The 18987-nt window shown below is 66.9% G+C and carries 18 protein-coding genes and 1 pseudogene; 9 read left to right on the top strand and 10 right to left on the bottom strand.

What is annotated here, in order from left to right; genetic code table 11:
• Nucleotides 1-56 precede the first annotated feature (56 nt).
• Together A5789_RS18460 and A5789_RS18455 are read right to left on the bottom strand one after the other, a co-directional pair.
• The gene (locus tag A5789_RS18460) at nt 57-623 is read right to left on the bottom strand and encodes a TetR/AcrR family transcriptional regulator (protein ID WP_064902613.1); all 567 of its coding nucleotides are present in this window, start codon (nt 621-623) and stop codon (nt 57-59) included.
• Nucleotides 620-1837: a cytochrome P450 gene (locus tag A5789_RS18455; protein WP_064902614.1), complete on the bottom strand. Its 1218-nt coding sequence runs from the start codon at nt 1835-1837 to the stop codon at nt 620-622. The genes A5789_RS18460 and A5789_RS18455 overlap by 4 nt, the downstream gene beginning before the upstream one ends.
• A 152-nt stretch (nt 1838-1989) precedes the next feature.
• On the opposite strand from A5789_RS18455, the gene A5789_RS18450 reads away from it, so the two are divergent.
• The 3 genes from A5789_RS18450 (at nt 1990) to A5789_RS18440 (ending at nt 4613) form a co-directional block, all read left to right on the top strand.
• Entirely contained in the window at nt 1990-3426 is a 1437-nt protein-coding gene (locus A5789_RS18450) for an amino acid permease (protein ID WP_064902615.1), read from the top strand.
• 289 nt (nt 3427-3715) lie between these two features.
• The gene (locus A5789_RS18445; protein WP_227463043.1) at nt 3716-4195 is read left to right on the top strand and encodes a C40 family peptidase; all 480 of its coding nucleotides are present in this window, start codon (nt 3716-3718) and stop codon (nt 4193-4195) included.
• Between the two features lie 145 nt (nt 4196-4340).
• The gene (locus A5789_RS18440) at nt 4341-4613 is read left to right on the top strand and encodes a hypothetical protein (protein WP_063017623.1); all 273 of its coding nucleotides are present in this window, start codon (nt 4341-4343) and stop codon (nt 4611-4613) included.
• A 33-nt stretch (nt 4614-4646) separates the two neighbouring features.
• On the opposite strand, the gene A5789_RS18435 is transcribed toward A5789_RS18440, so the two are convergent.
• Complete coding sequence (locus A5789_RS18435) at nt 4647-5528, bottom strand: MHYT domain-containing protein (protein WP_051755256.1); 882 nt, start codon at nt 5526-5528, stop codon at nt 4647-4649.
• A 355-nt stretch (nt 5529-5883) separates the two neighbouring features.
• Between A5789_RS18435 and A5789_RS18430 the strand changes: the two genes are divergently transcribed.
• The 4 genes and pseudogenes from A5789_RS18430 to A5789_RS35690 form a co-directional block, all read left to right on the top strand.
• A complete protein-coding gene (locus tag A5789_RS18430) occupies nt 5884-6327 on the top strand; it encodes a nitroreductase family deazaflavin-dependent oxidoreductase (protein ID WP_197516649.1) in 444 nt (147 codons plus the stop codon).
• Nucleotides 6328-6392: 65 nt separating this feature from the next.
• Nucleotides 6393-6881, top strand: a complete 489-nt coding sequence (locus A5789_RS18425) for a MarR family transcriptional regulator (RefSeq protein WP_063017627.1) — start codon at nt 6393-6395, stop codon at nt 6879-6881.
• A 157-nt stretch (nt 6882-7038) separates the two neighbouring features.
• Nucleotides 7039-7866 (top strand): neutral zinc metallopeptidase, encoded by an 828-nt coding sequence (locus A5789_RS18420; protein WP_081879234.1) that lies wholly within the window; start codon nt 7039-7041, stop codon nt 7864-7866.
• A gap of 141 nt (nt 7867-8007) precedes the next feature.
• Nucleotides 8008-9201, top strand: a pseudogene (locus A5789_RS35690) (fatty acid desaturase); the annotation flags it as partial.
• 50 nt (nt 9202-9251) lie between these two features.
• On the opposite strand, the gene A5789_RS37890 reads toward A5789_RS35690, so the two are convergent.
• Both A5789_RS37890 and sigJ read right to left on the bottom strand, forming a co-directional pair.
• Nucleotides 9252-10478: a cytochrome P450 gene (locus tag A5789_RS37890; RefSeq protein ID WP_064902616.1), complete on the bottom strand. Its 1227-nt coding sequence runs from the start codon at nt 10476-10478 to the stop codon at nt 9252-9254.
• A 148-nt stretch (nt 10479-10626) separates the two neighbouring features.
• The gene (gene sigJ, locus A5789_RS18405; RefSeq protein ID WP_063017633.1) at nt 10627-11529 is read right to left on the bottom strand and encodes an RNA polymerase sigma factor SigJ; all 903 of its coding nucleotides are present in this window, start codon (nt 11527-11529) and stop codon (nt 10627-10629) included.
• Between the two features lie 116 nt (nt 11530-11645).
• On the opposite strand from sigJ, the gene A5789_RS18400 reads away from it, so the two are divergent.
• Nucleotides 11646-12413, top strand: coding sequence for a hypothetical protein (locus A5789_RS18400; protein WP_155525831.1), 768 nt, complete (start codon nt 11646-11648; stop codon nt 12411-12413).
• Nucleotides 12414-12449: 36 nt separating this feature from the next.
• Here A5789_RS18400 and A5789_RS18395 read toward each other — a convergent pair whose 3' ends face one another.
• The 5 genes from A5789_RS18395 to A5789_RS37380 form a co-directional block, all read right to left on the bottom strand.
• Complete coding sequence (locus tag A5789_RS18395) at nt 12450-14225, bottom strand: ABC transporter ATP-binding protein (RefSeq protein ID WP_064902622.1); 1776 nt, start codon at nt 14223-14225, stop codon at nt 12450-12452.
• Nucleotides 14215-14652 (bottom strand): lasso peptide biosynthesis B2 protein, encoded by a 438-nt coding sequence (locus tag A5789_RS18390; protein ID WP_063017639.1) that lies wholly within the window; start codon nt 14650-14652, stop codon nt 14215-14217. Before A5789_RS18390 ends, A5789_RS18395 begins: the two co-directional genes overlap by 11 nt.
• 8 nt (nt 14653-14660) lie before the next feature.
• Nucleotides 14661-14918, bottom strand: a complete 258-nt coding sequence (locus A5789_RS18385; protein ID WP_063017667.1) for a lasso peptide biosynthesis PqqD family chaperone — start codon at nt 14916-14918, stop codon at nt 14661-14663.
• A gap of 15 nt (nt 14919-14933) precedes the next feature.
• Nucleotides 14934-16652: an asparagine synthase-related protein gene (locus A5789_RS18380; RefSeq protein WP_064902617.1), complete on the bottom strand. Its 1719-nt coding sequence runs from the start codon at nt 16650-16652 to the stop codon at nt 14934-14936.
• 158 nt (nt 16653-16810) lie between these two features.
• Nucleotides 16811-16951, bottom strand: coding sequence for a keywimysin-related RiPP (locus A5789_RS37380; protein WP_193615568.1), 141 nt, complete (start codon nt 16949-16951; stop codon nt 16811-16813).
• Nucleotides 16952-17736: 785 nt separating this feature from the next.
• Between A5789_RS37380 and A5789_RS18375 the strand changes: the two genes are divergently transcribed.
• Nucleotides 17737-18975 (top strand): diguanylate cyclase domain-containing protein, encoded by a 1239-nt coding sequence (locus A5789_RS18375; RefSeq protein WP_193615569.1) that lies wholly within the window; start codon nt 17737-17739, stop codon nt 18973-18975.
• Nucleotides 18976-18987: the final 12 nt, after the last annotated feature.

Here is an 18987-nt window from a genome sequence, read left to right as displayed (position 1 = left end):
CCGGCGCCGTCGGGCCGGGCGGGTGCGCCGGGACGGTGTGCGCCGGGAAAGTGGGCTCAGCCGGCCCGGGCGACGAGGGGAGCGATGAAGCGCTCCAGCATGTCGCGCTCCTCGGCCTCGTCCCGGCCGGGCACCGTGAGCAGCGAGACGATGATGCGGGTCAGCCAGCGGGCCAGCTGCGCCCAATCATCCTGTGCCGAGGACGTTTCCGCGGTGAACAGCGAGCGGGCGATGGCCTCGATCACCTCGGAGGTCTGGGCGATCTGCAGGGTCGCTCCGGCGTCGTCGGGGCGGAACCAGGCGATCAGCAGCGGGTCCGAACGCACCGCGCGGAGACTGGCCAGCACTCCGGCGACGGCGCGTTCGCCGGGGTCGGCGATCGTCCCGATCTCGGCGGTGACGCGGGCGCCCACCCGCCGTGCCTCGCGATGCACGTACGCCAGTTGCACCGCCTGCCGGCTGTCGAAGTAGCGGTACAGCGTCGCCCGCGAGCAGCCGGCGGCCTTGGCGATATCGCCCATCTGGGTCGCGTTCACGCCGCGTTCGGAGAACAGGCTCGCGGCGGCGTCCAGGATCCGCTCGGCCGCCTGCAGGGAGCGCGGATGCGCCAGCCAGTCGCTCATGCCGGGACGAAGGGAACGTTGACCGGCCAGCGCACGTAATTGCCCTCGGTGTATCGGACGCCGTCCGGATCCACGGAGAAGTCCGGGCAGCGGGCCAGCAGTTCCCGTAGCGCGATGGTGGCCTGCATGCGGGCGGCGGCCGCGCCGAGGCAGTGGTGGTTGCCGTTGCCGAAGGTGAGGATGTTCTTCGGATTCCGCGTCACATCGAGTTCGCTTGCGTCCGAACCGTATTCGCGCTCGTCCCGGTTGGCCGACGCGTACAGCATCAGCACCCGCCGTCCCGCCGGAATGGTGACGCCCTCGATCTCGACGTCGCGGGTGGTGGTGCGGGCCAGACCCTGCACCGGCGAGGTCATGCGCAGGAATTCGTCGACCGCGCCCGGAATCAGGCTCGGATCGTCGAGCAGGCGCTGCCGTTGCTCGGGGTAGCTGGTCAGCAATTGCACCGCGCCGCCCAGATTTCCGGTGGTGGTGTCGTTGCCCCCGGTGATCATCGTGAACGCGAAACCGATGATCTGCAGGATTTCGCCGAAGTCGCCGCCGGCGCCGAGTCCCGAGGCCACCAGATGGGAGACGGTGTCGTCCGCCGGTTCGAGTTTGCGCTTCTCGATCATCGCGATGAAGTACTGGGTCAGCTCACCGACCGCCTCCTGCGCATGCTCGATACCGCCGGTCGCCGAGGCCGCCACGATCGCCTCGCTCCAGCGATCGAACTGTGCCCGATCCTGCTCCGGCACACCGAGATAATGCGCCACCACCATGGTGGGCAGCGGTTTGAACAACTCCATCGAGATGTCACCGCCACCGGCCGCGCGCAGCTTCTCCAGCCGCTCGATCACGAACGCCTCGACCGCGGGCCGGATCTCCTGGACCTGCCGCGGGGTGAACCCCTTGGCCACGCGGCGCCGGAAGACGGTGTGGTCGGGCGGATCGGTGAAGACGAACGGCCGGTTCTCGCCGAGCCCGATCTCGCTGAGATTGTTGTAGTCGACCGTCAGACCCTGAGCCGAGGAGAACGTCTCGGGATCGCGCACCGCCGCGTAGATGTCGGCGTAGCGCGACAGGACGTAGTAGTCCTCGTGCGGGCGGTTCTCGGGGACGACGTGGTGCACCGGATCGGATTCCCGCAAGGCGGCGTACATCGGCCAGGGGTCGCGCCAGGAGTCGCCGGAACGCAAGGTGAAGCGTGCCTCGCGAGACATCGTCGTGCTCATGTATCGACGGTAAGACAAATGGTCGAGTATGTCTAGAACTTGTTTCATCGGTGGCGGTCCGCCGCTCGCGCACCGGGACCGATACCGGGCGACCCGCCGGTGAGATCGGTACTGTGGGCTGACCAGCGCCGCCCGTCGGACAAGGAGCGCCCATGCGAACCGGTCCCGCTCTGCGAGAGTTCTTCCGGCGCAAGCCGATCGACCAGATCCAGGACGAATCCGCCACCACCCTGCACCGCACGCTGGGCCTGTGGCAGCTGACCGCCATCGGGGTGGGCGGCATCATCGGCGCCGGCATCTTCACGCTGGCCGGTGCGGTCGCGAATCAGACCGCCGGCCCGGCCGTCCTCGTCTCCTTCCTGATCGCCGGCGTCGCGAGCGCCGCCGCCGCGCTGTCCTACGCCGAATTCGCGGGACTCATTCCGCGCGCCGGTTCGGCCTACACCTACGGTTACGCCGTACTCGGCGAACCGGTGGGCTGGTTCATCGGCTGGGATCTGCTGCTCGAATACACCGCGATCGTGTCGGTGGTGGCGATCGGCATCTCCGGCTACATCCAATTCCTGTTGGGACAGTTGGATATCGAGCTCCCCGAGTGGATGCTGGGTGCGCCGGGAACCGGGCACGGCCATGTGGTGGATCTGTTCGCCGCGATGCTGTGCCTGCTCATCGCCGCCCTGCTGAACTTGGGTATCCGGGCCGCGGCGCGATTCGAAACCTTCGTGGTGGGCCTGAAGATCGTGGTCGTCGTGGTGGTGATCGCGGTCGGGTTCTTCCACATCGATTCCGCCAACTACCACCCGTACTTCCCGTTCGGCATGTCCGGCGCGGTCACCGGGGCGGCGACCGTCTTCTTCGCGGTCTTCGGCTACGACGCGATGTCGACCGCGGCCGAGGAGTCGGTGGACGCGAAACGTCATCTGCCCAAGGCGATTCTGTTGTCGCTGGTGGTGTCGATGGTGCTCTATGTGCTGGTCTGTCTGGTCCTGACCGGAATGCAGCACTACACCGACATCGACCCGGAGAGCGGGTTGTCCACCGCCTTCGAATCCGTCGGCCTGCCCGGGCTGGGCAGTCTGATCGCGGCCGGCGCCATCGTCGGCATTATGACGGTGCTGTTCACCTTCATGCTCGGCGTCACCCGCGTCTGGTACTCGATGAGCCGGGACGGCTTGCTGCCCCAGTGGTTTGCCAAAACCCACCCGGTACGCCAGGTGCCCACGCGGATCACCTGGATCGTCGGTGTCGCGTCGGCGGTGATCGCGGGGCTGCTGCCGATCGGCCAGGCCGCCGAGCTGACCAATATCGGCATCCTGCTGGCCTTCATCGTGGTCTGTGCGGCGGTGATCGTGCTGCGCTATCGCCGTCCGGATCTGCCGCGCGGCTTCCGTACGCCGGGGATGCCGGTGGTGCCCCTGCTCGGCATCGGCTTCTCGATCTGGCTGATCACCTACCTGCAACCGGTGACGTGGTTGCGCTTCGCCGTCTGGTTCGCCGTCGGCGCGATCGTCTACCTGACCTACAGCCGCCGCCATTCCCTGCTGGCGACCGGCCCGGATACGTCCGCGACCCCCGCCGGACGGCCGTAGGGATTATATCGAGATACCAGCGATATCTGAGGTATTTCGCGAATTTATCGTTTTGTTATTCGAATTGGCGCGTTCGGTATTTGGTTTCTCCCCGACCGTGGCGAATCATTGCTCCCCGGATCCAACGATCGACTGATCACCGTGGTGTTTCGGAAATCTGCTCTCGCTACGAGATTCGGAGGAACGCATCATGGCAGGAACCGAGGCGGGTCGATGTACCCGCTTTCCGGGTCGTAGGGCCTGGTCGACCGCGGCAACGCTGGTCGTTCTGTTCGGCGCGGCGGGCACGATGGTGGCGACTGCGGGCCCCGCACACGCCGACTCGCCGATACCCGCCCCGGTCGTACCGGGAATTCCACTACCGCCGCAGTTCACAATTCCCGGGCTCTTCCCGGAAATCCATCCGGCCCCGCCGGAGCCCATGAAATCGGTCGGTGAGCGGGCGCTCGAGGCCGCCGAGTCCAAGATCGGCTCGGCCTACCGCTCGGGTGCCACCGGCCCCGATGCCTTCGACTGCTCGGGTCTGGTGCAGTGGGCGTACCGGCAGGTCGGGGTGGACCTGCCGCGGACGAGCTACGACCAGCTGACCGCCGGCACGCCGGTCGACCTGGATGCGCTGCAACCGGGCGATCTCGTGTCGTTCTACGGTGGCGGACACTCCGCTCTCTACGCGGGTGACGGCACGGTCGTGCACGCCGCGACGAGCGGTGAGGGTGTCATCCGATCGGCGCTCGCGCAGATGCCGGTCACCGGCGCCCGCCGCTTCTGACGCCGCCGGCGGGTGCGCCACGCGGCTCGCCGATCCAGGGGTTCGAATCCGCCGCGAGGATATGTTGCGCGACAATGTGCATCGAGATCGAGTATCGAGATCGACCAGCATTGGACTGCAACGTGAATCGCGGAGGAGGGGGCCGGTGGCCGAGACTCGGGCGAATGCCGACGAGCCGTTCGGGCCGGTGCGCCCCTCGGATGCGGTCGACGGCTGGGAGTTGGCCGGTGACGGCACCCGCTGGTGGCTGGTCAAGGCGTTCGGCGATGCGCGCGGTCTGGTGAAGCCGACCACGCGGACGACCTGCGCCTGGCGTATCGAGACCGCCGACGGCCGGATGTTGCGCGAGGTCAGCGCGCGATCGGTCGCGGAGGCGAAAAGCGCTGCGGAAGAATGGATCCGGAGGACGATCGGCTGAGCGTTCGCTCGGCCGATCGTCCGTATCGTCCGGCTATCTACGGGTCGACTGCCGCTTCGAAATCGCCTGCAGGCTGAATGCCGGTGCGGGCTGATCGGGTGCGGGAGATTCCTCGGTGTAGGCGCGCGGCCACGCGCGGCCGCTGTCGGCGAGATCGAGATCGTTCGTGTCATCGGCATCGTCGCGTCGCGAGGGTCCGTCGACCTCCGCGAGTCCGACGAGCACCACGAGCATGATGGTGACGAGCGTGACCACCATGATCAGCGGGGTGAGCAGCTGCACAGAGTCGACACCGCCGGTCGGCTCGGCCATGTTGTCCATGCGGTGCGCCGTCATGGATGCCATTCCGGTGTAATGCATTCCGCAGACCGCCAGACCCATGATGGCCGCCGCGCCGATGGTGGCGGCGAACCCGCGCACGTGCAGGACGAACCACAGTGCCGCGGTCGCGGCCACCACGGCGATCAGCAGCGACAGGGCCACCAGTCCGGTGCTGTATTCGATGTGCGCGCCGGCGTTCATGGCATGCATGCCGAGGTAGTGCATGGCCGCGACGCCGAATCCGGTGATCATGCCGCCGAGGGGGAGTGCGATCACTTCCCGGTGCCCGCGCACCACGATCGACAGTCCGGCCCACACCACGACGATCGCGATGGCCGCGCTGAGCAGCGTCATCGGCACGTCGTAGCGGATATTCGCGCCGTGGATCGAGAAACCGAGCATGGCGGTGAAGTGCATGACCCAGATGCCGGCGCCGCCGAGCGAGACGGCCGCGGCGATCAACCAGCCGCCCGGCCAGCGCGAGGCCCGGGCGTGGGTGGCGCAGCGCAGCGCCAGAACGGATCCGATGAAGGACATGACATAGGCCAGGACCGGGGTTACCCAGCCGTGACTGAAATGGTCGAGCTCGAGCACGAGGTCTCCCGAAGCGAAAGAGGGGTTATCGATTCGTGACCGGACGATAGTTCACATTGCTCATGATCGTTACCCGCGCCCGTTCGTATCCGGGTGCGGCCGACCTCCCTCGCCGTCCGGCAAATGTGCAGGTGACACAGGTTCACGGGGTGTGTGCACGGGGTTTGCCGGAGTGTCGCCTGATGGACATCGAACCGGAGGTGTGTTCTGGCGCACTTGCGCCACCTTGGGGACCTATGGCCCTTGACAGGTCTATCCGACGAATCCGGACGTTCGGGACTACCGCAAGACGATACTGTATAGATATGATATGAAAATCATAGAATATGGTTTCGGGAGTACTGGAGGTGCCGGAATGGATGCGCAGCGGTATCGGCGGATGGTCAATCGGGTCAATCCGCTCGTGGTCGGGCTGCAACGGCTGGGAATCGGTTTCGGTCCGATGCAACTGCTCACCGTCGCCGGTCGGCGCACCGGGCAACCGCGCACCTTCCCGATCGCGGTCAGCGAGTTGAGTGGGGCGCACTACATCGTGCAGGCCTATCCGCGGGCGGCCTGGGTGGCCAACGTGCGGGCGGCCGATTCGGTCACGCTGACGCGCGGACGGAAATCCTCGACCGCGCGACTGGTCGAGGTTCCGGTCGAGCAGCGCGGGGCGCTGCTGCGCGAATTGGTCGGAGCCGGGCCCGCCAGCGTCGGAAACCGTTTCGTCACAACCGGTTTGGCCGATGCGGCAACGCCCGACGGGGTGGCGGCGGCGGCCGAGCGCATCGCGGTGTTCCGGGTCGAACCGCACTGACCTGCCGGGTTCGTCCGCGCCGGAGATATCATATGAAAATCGTATGAATCGACCGGAGGGTGCCGATGAGCTCGGAGGCGGATCGCGCGGCCGCGCAGCAACGGCGCCGGCTGGCCGTCGACGTCAAGGATGCGTTGCGCGACTTGAACATTCAGCTCGCCCTGCTGAATCGCCGGTTCGGCGGCCGGGTGGAACTCCGCGACGTGGACTGGACCTGCCTGGACCTGATCAACCGGCGAGGCCCCGTCTCGCCGACCGCCCTGTCCCGGCTCACCGGCCTGCACCCGGCCACCCTCACCGGTGTCCTGGACCGGTTGCAGAAGGGCGGCTGGATCGTCCGGGAACGCGACCCCGAGGCGAGCGACCGGCGCGCAGTCACCCTGCGCGCCGTCCGCGAGCGCAATTCCGAACTGTTCCACGTGTTCTCGGGCATGAACCGGCGCATGGACGAGGTGCTCGACCGGTACTCGGAGCCAGAACTCGAGGTTATCGCCGACTTCCTCCGGCAGACCGGTACCGCAGGCGCGGACTCCGCCGCCGAACTCGGCAGCTGACCGGCCGCGCGCTCCTCGTCGGCGGCCCTGCGAGGGCGAGTTCTGGTACAAGTAGGACGTGAAATTGCTTCGTGGGGGGATCTTTTCAGCTGTCGCCGCTCTGCTTCTCTGTAGTTGTGCGACGGCCCACTCGCCGGATCCCGTCGGCTCGCCGGCCGTGCCGCAGGCTACGGCGCGGTCGACGCCCGACGCGACGCCGGTAGCCGGCAATCGTCAGCACACCGGCACCGGCCCGGTGAAAACCGACCCGGAACTCGGCAGTAATCCGGTGCTCAGCGAGCAAGGCGTGGGCCTGTCGAGTGTCGACTGTCGGCTGCCCGGCTGGCGCAACACTCCGGATGGCGCGGAGGCGTACTACCGCGCGGCGATCAGCTGTCACGATGCCGCATGGGCGCCCACCCTGGCGCACTTCCGGATCCCCATGTCCTCGCCCGCGCTCTGGGCGGGCGCCCGAATCGGTGATTACCACGGTGCGTGCAGTTCCACCGGCAGCAATCGGGAAGCGTTCTACTGTGCGGCCGACCGGATGATCGTGATGCCGTTCGACACCATGGCCCCGGTCATCGGCTACGGCGTCGGCAACGTGCTCGCGGTGCTCTCGCACGAATACGAACACCACGTGCAACAGCTCACCGGAATCATGGCCGCCTTCCAAGCCAGGGCCTCGGCGCTGAACTGGACCGGGCCGGAGGTCGACCTGCTCAACCGTCGGCTCGAGCTGCAGGCGTGGTGTTTCTCCGGGATGTTCTACGGCGTCAATACCGGACGCGGTGCCATCACCCAGGGCCTGGCCGACCGGGCCTACGCCAACAACGCCGGCGCGGGTGACCGGCCGGGCGAACGACGCTGGCACGGGACCAACCAGAACGTCGCCAACTGGTTCGGGTGGGGAATGCACCCGAGCAGTGACCCGGCCTCCGCCGCTGCACCCTCGCTGTACGAATGCAATCCGTGGGCGGCTCGCAGCGACGCGTGGCTGGAATGAACACGCGGCCGCGCGGCCGGGCTCGGTCGTCTCGCGGGCTGTTCAGCGAGGACGGGTAGGCTCGGGTGATCGGCGGGTCTCCGCATATGTCCTCGTCGGTGGGCGTTCGCGCCACCACACACAAATCCGAGGATGTAGGTCATGGCTATTACCGAGATCGGCGTGTACGCACATCTCAGTCCCGCCGATATCGAGGCGCTGGGGCGTGAACTCGACCGTATTCGCGCCGATGTCGAGGCCGACCTGGGTACTCGTGACGCGAACTACATTCGCCGGACGATCGTTTTTCAGCGCACCCTCGACGCCGCCGCGCGACTGGTCATTCTCGCCGGTCGTGGCCGCTTCGCCTGGGTGCTCGGTACGGCCGGCCTGGCGACGGCCAAGAGCGTCGAGAATATGGAGATCGGTCACAACGTCTCCCACGGTCAGTGGGATTGGATGAACGACCCGGAAATTCACTCCAACACCTGGGAGTGGGATATGGCCGGGCTGTCCGCGCAGTGGCGCTACGCACATAATGTCCGCCATCACCTCTACACCAACGTGCTGGGAATGGACGACGATATCGGCTTCGGCGTGATGCGGGTGACCAGAGACCAGCGCTGGCGGCCGCGCCTGCTGCTGCAACCGTTACAGAATGTGCTGCTGGCGGCGACCTTCGAATGGGGTATCGCCTGGCACGACCTGGACTCCGTCCACGATCGGGTGACCGATACCGCCGAGCGCGCCGGTCAGACCCGGGCGTTGCTCGGAAAACTGGTCCGGCAGGCAGGCAAGGATTACGTGCTGTTCCCCGCATTGAGCGGAAAGCGATGGCGGCGAACGCTTTTCGCCAATCTCGGCGCCAATGTGCTGCGCAACCTGTGGGCGTACCTGGTGATCTTCTGCGGCCATTTTCCCGACGGCGCGGAGAAATTCACTCCGTCGGTGCTGGAGTCGGAAACCAAGGCGGAATGGTATCTGCGCCAGATGCTGGGCACGGCGAACTTCGATGCCGGGCGGGTTCAGGCCTTCATGAGCGGCAATCTGTGCTACCAGATCGAACATCACCTGTTCCCGGACCTGCCCAGCAACCGGTACCGGGAGATCGCCGCCCGCGTGCGTGCGCTGTGCGAAGAATTCGATCTGCCGTACACGACGGGTCCTCTGCTGCGGCAGTATGCGCTCACCCTCCGGACGATCCACAAATTGGCGCTGCCGGATCGCTTCCTCACCGCGACCTCCGACGACGCCCCGGAAACCGCGTCGGAGCGGAAGTTTCTCGGATATCGACCGTTCGCGGCCGCCGAGGGCGCACCGTCTCGTTCCCGCCGGGGGCTGCGCACCGCGCTGCGCGTGTGGCGGCCAAGACCGCACTGCCGACCGGATGATCCGGCGGGTTCACCTCATCCGTGGGGGCGCACCGGCAGTTCGGTGAGTCCCCGCATGAGCAGGCTCGGCTGCCACCGCGGGGTGAACGACGGCGCCAGGGCCAGCTTCGGGAAGCGATCCAGCACAGCGGTGAAGGCGACGGCGGCCTCCATCCGGGCCAGCGGAGCGCCGACGCAGAAGTGGATTCCGTGGCCGAAGGCCACATGTCCGGACGGCTTCCGGCCGATATCGAGTTCGTCGGGTGAACGGTATCGATCGGGATCGCGATCGGCCGCCGATAGCGCGACGTAAACCAATTCCCCTGCGGGGATGACGATTCCGCCGATGTCGACGGGTTCCTCGGTGTACCGGACCGTGGCCCAGCCGACCGGGCCGTCCAGTCGCAGAAACTCTTCCACGGCGGCGGGGACACCGTCCGGATCCGCCCGCAGCGCATCGAATTGGGGCCGGTTGCGCAGCAGGGCGAAGGTGCCGTTGCCGATCAGGTTCACCGTCGTTTCGTGACCGGCAACCAGCAGCAGGAAAGCCATCGCCACCAATTCGGGATCGGTGAGGCGGTCGCCTTCGTCCTGTTCGGTGGCCAGTCCCGACAGCAGGTCGTCGCCGGGCCGAACGCGTTTGTCCGCCAGCAGCGCCGTCAGATATCTGCCCATATCGGCGGAGGCGCGGTCGCGGTCCGCCAGATCTCCGGAGGCCCCGACCAGGATCTTCGTCCACAGCTGGAAATCGTCGCGATCGGTGAAGGGAACGCCGAGCAGTTCGCAGATCACGGTGACGGGTAGCGGGGTCGCGAACGCATGAAGCAGATCGACCTCGTCGTGCGCGGCCACTTCGTCGAGCAATCCGGTGGTGATCTCCTCGATGCGCGGGCGCAAGGCCGCCACCCGCCGCGGCGTGAAGGCCTTGTTCACCAACTTCCGCAGTCGCGTGTGTTCCGGCGGATCGGTATTGAGCATATGGGTGCTCAACGCCTGCGCATCCGAATTCGACAGCACCGCAGAGCCTTTGCGCCGGAACAGTTCGAAGGTGCCGGCCGAGTTCTTGCGCAAGCGCGGATCGGCCAGTGCCGCACGCGCTTCCGCATGGCCGACGACGACCCAGCACGGAATCCCGCGCTCGTGCGTGAACCGCACGTGGTGCACCGGCCCCCGGGCCCGCCAGCGCTCGTAGTACTTGTGCGGATCGTCGTGGAAGTCGTCTTCCACCAGCTCGATCTGCTCGGAAACCTCGGCCTCGGTCATGCTGTGCTCCCTGCTACCGGCGCCGATCGGCGCTCCCCACGGTGTCGGACCGGTCCTGACGGTGACCGTATCCAAAGTACCGAAAATCAGGCCGAGCCGCGGATGTCCGATTCGCGTAGAAATCGTTCCGCCCGAACCACTTTCATGGTCACTGCGGTGACAGCCGGTGTTCCGTCCATTGCCGTAGCTTCTCCGGATTGCGGATCGCCCAGATCCGGGTGATCCGGCCGTCGGCGATATCGAAGGCGTAGACGGTCGCGATGGCGCCGTCGATCTGTGCCACCAGGCCGGGCTGGCCGTTGACGGTGCGCTCGAGAAGTGTGACTTCCGCGGCGCGGGAGGCGATTTCGATCCATGCGCGAGCGATCTGCTCGCCACCGGTGATCGGATGACGGAAGGCGACCACCCGGCCGCCGCTGTCGGCCGTCGCGACGGCCCGTGGATCCAGGATCTCGATCAGTGCCTCGATATCCTTCGTCTCCCACGCGCGTTTGAAGTCTCGGACGACCTCGGCACGCTCGTCCCGAGAGGGACGTGCCGAGGTCTGGATACGACGGCGTGCGGAGGAGGCCAGCTGTCGGCAGGCCGCGGGAGTGCGGCCGACGATATCGGCGATCTCGGCGAAGGAATACCGGAAGACATCGTGCAGGACGAAGGCCACGCGCTCGGCCGGCGTCATGGAATCGAGTACGACGAGGAACGCCATGCTGATCGATTCGTCGAGCGTCACCCGGTCGGCCGGATCGGCCGGTGCGGGCGCGCCCCACTCGCTGCGGTCCGGGACCGGCTCCGGAATCCACTCACCGACGTAGCGCTCGCGGCGAGCCCGCGCCGAACCGAGCAGATCCAGACAGATGCGGCTGGCCACGGTCCGCAACCAGCCACCCGGCGCCTCGACGGCCTGCTGTTGTTCCGGGGACAGGGCGTACCAGCGCGCATAGGTCTCCTGCACCACGTCCTCGGCCTCCGCGAGGGAGCCGAGCAGCCGGTAGGCGAGGTTGAGCAGCGCCCGCCGCTCACCTACCACCGCGCTCGCTTCCGGATCGGTCATGATCTCACTCCCTCGTTCGGTACAGGTCCTTCCACTGTTGGACGACACAGCACGCCGAAATGTGAGGTCCAGGTTGTATGCTGCCGTTCGCCGGTGACAGTCGGGGGGAGTACCCAGTGAAAAGAGCAGTGTGGGTGGCAATCTGGTTCGGCGTGGCGGCGCTTTCGGCGTGCGGTACGGACGATGCCGCTGATGGACCGGCCTCCTCCGAACCGGTTGCTCAGCAGGTCAGCGGATCGCCGGATCAGCAGGCCGGGTGCCCGCACTCGCCCGTGGCCTCGGCAGGGCCGTACACCGCCACCACCGTGCCGGTGCGGGAACAGACCGCGACGCTGACGACCGACGTGACGCTGCCGCAACTCGAGGGCGGTGAGCAGGCAGTGCGCGATCGGTTCAACGCGGCGATGCGCGCCTCGCTGGCCGATACGAGCGGCGGCGACGCGAGCGGTGCGCTGCACGACGCCCGGCTGCGCTGCGGGGAAACCAGCCGCGTCACCCGGATCGGGACGAAGGTCGTTGCGGGCGTGCTGATCACCGACCACACGTGGGAGGGCGGCCCGCATCCGGTCAACCAGATCGGCACCGTGGTGATCGACACCGGAACCGCGCAACCGGTCATGTTGCCGACGGCCTTGCGCGACCCGGCCCAGAGCTGGAACGCCCTCGCCGCGACCGCCCAGAGCCTGGTGCCCGCGGACGGGCCCACCCTGTTCACACACGCTCCCGGCAGTGACGATTTCGCCAACTGGGTCCCCTCCCCGGAGGGGCTCACCGTCTACTTCTCCGTCGCGCACGCGCGGGGCGACTACTACCCGGTTCAGCTCCCGTGGAACCGAATCCGGGACCTGTTCGACCCGGCCGCGGTGGTGACCCTGTCGAGCTGACGGATCATCGGAACACCCGTCGGTCCCGCACCGGATTCACACCGTCGCTCCGACCAGCTGTCGATAGTCGGCGTTGCGGGCGACCAGTTCGTCGTGGGGCCCGCTGTCGACGATCCGCCCGTCCTTCAGGAACATGACGATGTCGGCCTCGCGGATGGTGGACAGGCGATGGGCGATCACCAGGAGGGCACATTCTTGTCGCACGTTCTGGATGGTCACGTTCAGCGCCTTCTCGGTTTCGGCGTCGAGCATCGCGGTGGGTTCGTCGAGCATCATCAGGACGGGCCGGCGGATCAGCGCTCGGGCCAGTGCTACGCGTTGACGCTCGCCGCCCGAGAGCAGGACGCCGTGCTCGCCCACGGGAGTGTCCAGCCCACGGGGGAGCCGGGAGACGAGATCGGCCAGCCCGGCGAGCTCTGTCGCGCGCTGCAGATCGTCTTCGCCGAGGCCCGGCTGCCGGTAGGTCAGATTGTCCCGGAGGCTGCCGAACAGCAGCGGCGCGTTCTGCTCCAGCAGGCTGATTTCCGAGCGCCACGCCCGCCGTGGTCGACCGGCGTAGGACCGGCCGCCGAGCAGAATGTCGCCGCCGTCCGGATCGTAGAACCGGCTCACCAGGGAGAATACGGTGGATTTCCCGGCGCCCGAGTGCCCGACCAGGGCCACATGTCCCCGCGGAGGTACCGAGAAACTCACGCCGTCGAGAATCGGCCGCTCGTCGTAGGAGAAACGCACCTCGCGGAATTCCAATGCGGGACGCCCGTTCGCCGAGGCGGTCTCGATCGCCGAATCACAGTCGACGCCGACCTGCGGAATCTCGTCGACGTCCTCGGCCGGCAAACTCAGCGTCGATTCGATCCGGCTCAGCGCGCCCAAGGCCTTCTGCAATCCGACGGAGCCGTTGAACAGATCGCCGACCGGAATGAGCAGGTTCATCGCGAGGAGCATCATCGTGACGAGGCTGCTCAACTCCATCTGATGATTGGCCACCCGCACACCGCCGACCAGCAAGGACACCACGAACGACCCGGTCACCGCCAGGTGCATGGCCGGATTTCCCAGCGCCTTCAATCGGGCCGCGCGCACGCCGGCGGCGAATGCGGCACCGGCCAGTTCGGTCAACCGCTCGTGTTCGCGGTCCTCGGCATTGTTGACCTTCACCGTGCGCACGCCGTTCAGCGCGCGCTCGATATCCGCGGACAGCGCGCCGACGCTCTCCTGCAAGCGCACCGAAGCCACTTCGATTCGCGTCATGACCAGCAACATCGCCGCCGCGGCGACGCCCACGGTGACGAAGACGATCGAGAACAACAGCCAGTCGAGATAGATCATCACCGCCACGGTGCCCACGAGTGTGATTGCACCCGTGAGTATTTGGACGAGACTGCTGCCCACGGCGTTGCGGATCACGGTCGAATCGAGCGTGACGCGGGAGATGAGATCGCCGACCCGCTGTGACTCCAGAGTGGGAATTCTCAGCCGCAGCAGATGCCCGGCCAGACGATGACGCACGGACAAGAGTACGGATTCGCTGGACCGCTCGAGTATGTAATTGCCGCCGGTATCGGCGACGGCATACAGGAGATAGGCCCCCACCAACGCCGCGAGCGACCACGCGATCGTCGCGCCCGCCGAGGCATCGCGGACGACCTGTCCGGCCAGGAGCGGTTGCGCCAACGACAAACCGGTGCCGACGAGAAGCAGTGCCGTCGCCGCGAGCAGCGAATTACGTTGTGGTGCGAGAATTCTCAGCAGCGCCCCGACCCGGCGCGGCCAGGACTCGCGCTCTCGAATCTCACCGTCGTCAGCTGACATCGTCACCCACGTTCACATGCCGGCCGACCACGATCAGTCGACTGAATGTCGTCATGTCTCCCGCCTCCCCGACAAGCTTTCCGTCTGCTTCGACCCATGCGTGTGCGGCGAACGGCAACTCGGTGCGCACGCCGACACACCAGGTTGTCCACGCACCGTAGCGTCGGCTCAGCAGCGTCGTCGCCACGGACCTCGTCAGGCAGCCGTATCTTCCGGCGGCGTCGGGACTCACCTCGACGACCCGGCGCCGCCATCGCTCGGCATCGTCGAACGGGGCCGGACGACTTCCTCGGTGTAACTGCTTCAGGATCCATTCGATCCGTCGCGGTGGCAACCTGACGAGGACCCTCGCGGCGCGAACGGCCCAGGCCGCGGCCGAGCGCTCACCCCTGCGTCCGTCCGCCTCGAATTCGGTCCCGAGCGCCATCTGGTGGCTCACGACGGCACCAGCCCCACTGCTCGAAGGCGGCTCACCAGTTCGGCGACGTCTCGCTGCGCGGTAACGGCATCGACGTCGAACCGATCGAGCACTGCCGCAACGGGATCGGCGGCGTCGCCGGCGAGGAGCGATGCGAACACTTCCGCTCCGACCGGATTGAGCCGCCAATACTCGCCCTGTTTCAAATCGAGAACGACGCCCCCGTATTCCGTTCGCACGAAAGACAAGCCGGGCCTCGGTGTCGTGGTATTCATGGTCCCTCCCACTCCTCAGGCTTTCCGCGCGCTACTGTCGCGCGGATCGAGAAAATTCCGTTCCAGATCGCGCAGCCAGAGTTCGCAGGCGATGGTGCTGAACATCGTTCCGTCTTCCAGTTCGAACGAACTGGGGCTGGCGCACAAATGCTTCAGTCGCTTCGAGTCGATCAGGCCCATGGCGCCGAGCCGCGAGTTCTCCCACAGAGCCACGAGTTCGTCGCGATGCTTGCGCAGGCCCACTTCGACGTCGTGTGATCCGCTGTCCTTGGTCTGCCGGCGCAGTACCTCGTCGGGCACGATTCCGCTGACCGCGGCCCTGAGCAGAGGCTTGTACGTCCAGGCGCTGACCCGATCCGGAACCGCCACCGACAGGGCAGCGGAAATAACTCGGTCATCGAAATAGGGTGCGGACAGGGGCGGCCCGCCGGATGCCAGTGACATGCGGTTCAACACGGCCACCGTCCGGGCCCCCTCGACAATCGACTCCAGTTCGACGTGGCGCCCACGAGCGGGCGCCAGCGGTTCGGCATCGGCGGCCATCCACGAGATTCCCTCGTGCACAGCATCTTTCGCCGCTGCCGAGGCCCACACCGGAATGGACGGAACCAGGGCCCAGCCCAGCATCGGTTTGCGCCGTTCCGGCACACCGGCGATCGGTACAGAATTCCTTTTCCACCACGCCCGGAAATCCGCGGGCTCGACCGCGCCGCGCAGGAGATCTCGTGATCGCCAACCGCCGAGGGCGCCGAAACTGCGCAGTCCCCGCCATGCGGTGAGCGGGCGACGCCACAGTAGATCGCGGTAGAGCGTCGGCAGTCCGGTGAAGAGGTGATCGCCCCCGTGGCCGGTCAGGTGCACGGTGGGACCGAAGGTTGCCGCCAGTGCCGCGAGCGCACCTACCCGGCTTCTGCCGGCGATGAGCGGTGAGGGCTCGTTCAGCCAGGTCGGCCCCTCCTCCAGGCCGGCGTAGGTGAAAGGCAGTTCGGAATCGGGAAGGATCGTGTGCCGCACATGTGGCAGGTGCCGGGCGGCGAGCAGGGCCCATTCGAGGTCTTCATTGGCGGAATCGCGTCCGCGTGCCGTCAGCAGCGTGATCTCCGCCGGTCCGCGGGCGGCGAGAAAACTGATCGACGTCGAGTCGTAACCGCCGGAAAGTTCGCAGGTAACCGTGCCACCCGCCGCGGTCCGAGCCCGTACCGCCGCCTCGAGTCGGCTCCGTACCTCGTGTGCGCCCTCCTCGAGGCCCCGGACGGCGGTCCTTTCACTCGCGCTCCGCACCATCCGGGACGTTCCGGTCGGTGTGATCACCAACCCGGTACCGCGGGCGAGCGGTTCGATTCCCGTGAGCAGCGGACGTTGTGCGAGGTGATGCGGAACGGGTTCGAGCAGATGTGCGGCGAGGGCACCGGCGTCGAGTTTGCCGCCGACGAGGTGCCGCAGGGCGTGCACAGTATCGGCGGCGATGTCGATGCCGTCCACGCGGGCGCGGTACAGGCCGCGGGATCCGTATGCGGCACCGTTCAGGTGGATGTCGGCGTTCACCTCGACGATCGAGTGAAACGATCCGTAGATCGCGTCCAGGATCACTCGCCATCGAGCCGGTGAACCTGTCGACATCGCATAGTCGAGGACGGCCTGCTCGCTGATCAGAGCGTGGCCGAGGATCACCACCTGCGCCGCGCGGCCGTTCGCGTGAATGACCGGCCGGTCCGGGCAATGTCCGACGACCATCGGACGTCCCGAACGGTGCTCTGCCAACACCCGCGCCCACGGGAGGAGACGCCTGGCGATGCTCACTGCCGCCCCGTGGTCGGGCAGAACGACAAATCCTGTCCGAGCATCGCCAGTCATCCTCCAACCCCCTATGATTCGAGCTCGGTGGTGACGGCTCAGATCATTCCGCGGCGTCCGACCAGCAGGTCGGATTCCGTGGTGAAAACGCCCCCGGTGAGGTTGCGGAAATCGCCGCATTTGGCGATCACCGGCTTCTCGTAGATCTTCTTGTCCGAGCTGTCTGCCGTGCTCTCCATCTTCACTTTCCTTCCTTTTCCTCGCACTCCCCTTGGAGGCGGTCTCATTCCGAGTCGTTCTGTTCGACTCGGACGTGTGCAACCGAGAATTGATGGAGTCGTGGATTCGAGGAAAGCGGATCGCGCCGGAATTTCGACGCACTTGATCAGTCCCCCCGTGCTGCCGGTCCGAACGAACATGTCGTTCCGGATGTAAGTCGCTATCCCGCAAGGAATTTCGGGCCTGTGCGAATCCTCCCCCGATATCGCCCGGCGACCTGCCCCCGTCCCCGCCCGCTATTCTGCGCCGTATGCCACAGCCCGTCAAGGATCTTCGCGAATTGCCCTCGAAAATAATTGCTGCGCTGCACTTTTCAATGCGGTGCGATCAGTCGCCAGGGCCCTCGGCTCGAGCTCTCGCACGTCCTGAGCGGCGACGTCGGTGAGCGCCATCGAGGGCTTCGGCCACCGACCACGCCACCGGGTTACGGCGGTCGAGCCGTGCGGAAACGGTGCATCCGGACATCTCGACGCGGAACCGGGGGCGTTACTCTCCCGCGATCGGGGGTAGTTCCCGAGTGGATCGGACAGCTGCCTCGCGTCGTCGTGCGGGCGTCCCGTGTGCAGGGGATGCCGGCTCGACCGGGGGCGTCGGTAGTGCGGCCGGTTCCCGCCGTCACCCACACGGCAGAGCGGTTGTTTCGTATGCTCGTTGGTAGCGAATGGGGAGGGTCGTCGGTGCCGGGCCTCGCGGGTCCGGCGATGGAGGAAGGTCCTCGCGGATGGACAGGCGCGAGGTTGCCGACATGGCGCGAGACTGGTCGGCGGCCCTGGTCGATTGCGGTGGCGTGCCGACATCTCTGCCGCGCGTCGAGCAGTTGACCACGTGGATCGTCGAACTGGACGTTGCCATGTCGGCCGAGCCGTTCGATCCGTCGCCCGCATACCGCGTCGGGGTCGAGATGGTGCGGTGGAAGCTGACCGACCCCGCATTGATGACCCCGTCCGCGACGGTGCTGGCCGGTTTGCTGGAACGGTCGCAGCGGCCGGATAGCACGCGGCGGTTCGGCGCGCTCCTGGGCGAACTCGGCCGCGGCTACAGTGCCGAACTGTTGAAGGTCCACGCGGACAGCCGCGAGGTTGCCGACCAGCGCTTCCGCGTGGTGTTCGACAACGCTGCGGTGGCGATCGCCCTCTACGACAGCAACGGCATCACGCTGGAAGCCAACCGGACCACGGCACGGATGGTCGGGATGAAGCCGGAGGAACTGCCGGGCGTGGCTGGTCTGGACCTGATGCATCCCGAGGATCGCGACAAACTTCAGCAGGTGGTCGTCGACCTGTACCAGCGCCGGTATGGCACCGTGCACTTCGAAGGCCGCTTCTGCCGTCCCGACGGCACCGTCTGCTGGGGTGCCTGGACGATGACGCTGGTGCGCGGAGCGGGTGGGCGCGATCTGCGGCTGCTCGCCGTCGGAGAGGACATCACCGAACGGCGCGCGATGGAGCGGAAACTGTGGTGGCAGGCGCGCCACGACTCGTTGACGGGACTGCCCAACCGACACTGCCTGCTCGAGCAGTTGGAGGCCATCGTCGCGACGGCCGGTCCCGCCGACCACATCGGTTTGTGTTTCCTCGACCTCGACGAGTTCAAGCTGATCAACGACCGGTACGGCCACCGCGCGGGCGACAGCGTGCTGGCCGAGGTCGGTCGCCGGCTGGACGCGACGATGACCTCACCGGCGGTCACGGTCACCCGCATCGGCGGAGACGAGTTCGTCGCGCTGCTCGCACCTCCGTGTGACGAAGAGGCGGCGCACGCCGCCGCCGAGACCATGCTTGCGACCCTGCGGGAACCGGTCCCGGTCGGTCCCACCGATCTGCTGGCGATGTCGGCCAGCATCGGCGCCGTCGTCGCCCCGGTGGCGGGCGCGAACGCCGAGAAACTGCTGAACGATGCCGACGTGGGCCTGTACCGGGCCAAGGCCGCCGGCCGCGGCACCTGGGTGCTGCATCGCGACGAGAGCAGTCGCGCCGCCGAGTAGATCAGCGCCGAG

It is taken from the genome of Nocardia sp. 852002-51101_SCH5132738, from assembly GCF_001665695.1.
In the GTDB taxonomy this organism is placed as follows: domain Bacteria; phylum Actinomycetota; class Actinomycetes; order Mycobacteriales; family Mycobacteriaceae; genus Nocardia; species Nocardia nova.
This window is presented reverse-complemented; position numbering and strand designations above follow the sequence as displayed.